This is a genomic window from Xenorhabdus sp. Sc-CR9, from assembly GCF_963897815.1.
Lineage (GTDB): Bacteria > Pseudomonadota > Gammaproteobacteria > Enterobacterales > Enterobacteriaceae > Xenorhabdus.
On the sequence record NZ_CAWQTY010000083.1, the window covers coordinates 1 to 916 of the forward strand.

Annotated in this window: 1 protein-coding gene; it reads right to left on the reverse strand. The window is 51.3% G+C overall.

Annotation, left to right across the window (positions count from 1 at the left end):
- Window positions 1-916: elongation factor Tu (gene tuf / locus AACQ81_RS04020; RefSeq protein WP_237388492.1), on the reverse strand; the 916-nt coding region annotated here is incomplete at both ends.

Below are 916 nucleotides of genomic sequence, written 5' to 3' on the forward strand. Positions count from 1 at the left end.
TCGAAAGTTGTGTGTGGCTTGATTGAACCTGGTTTAGCCAATACTTGACCACGTTCGATTTCGTCACGCTTAGTCCCACGCAGCAGAACACCTACGTTCTCACCTGCACGGCCTTCGTCCAGCAGTTTACGGAACATTTCAACGCCGGTACAAGTTGTTTTAGTGGTATCTTTGATACCAACGATTTCAACTTCGTCACCCACTTTAACGATACCACGCTCAACACGGCCGGTAACTACTGTACCGCGGCCGGAGATGGAGAAGACGTCTTCGATTGGCAGCAGGAATGGCTTGTCAATGTCACGCTCTGGCTCTGGAATATAAGAATCCAGGGCTTCTGCCAGTTCAATGATTTTCGCTTCCCACTCGGCTTCGCCTTCCAGCGCTTTCAGAGCAGAACCACGGATGATTGGTGTGTCGTCGCCTGGGAAATCGTACTGAGACAGCAGCTCACGGACTTCCATTTCTACCAGTTCCAGCAGCTCTTCGTCATCAACCATGTCACACTTGTTCAGGAACACGATGATGTAAGGAACGCCTACCTGACGACCCAGCAGGATGTGCTCACGAGTCTGTGGCATTGGGCCATCAGTTGCAGCAACGACCAGGATCGCGCCGTCCATCTGCGCAGCACCGGTGATCATATTTTTCACATAGTCGGCGTGGCCTGGGCAGTCAACGTGTGCGTAGTGGCGAGTAGGGGTATCGTATTCTACGTGAGAAGTAGAGATGGTGATACCACGCGCTTTTTCTTCTGGTGCGTTATCGATCTGGTCGAATGCACGAGCGCTACCGCCGTAGGTTTTTGCCAAAACGGTGGTGATTGCAGCAGTCAGGGTAGTTTTACCGTGGTCAACGTGGCCGATAGTACCAACGTTAACGTGCGGTTTTGAACGTTCAAACTTTTCTTTAGACA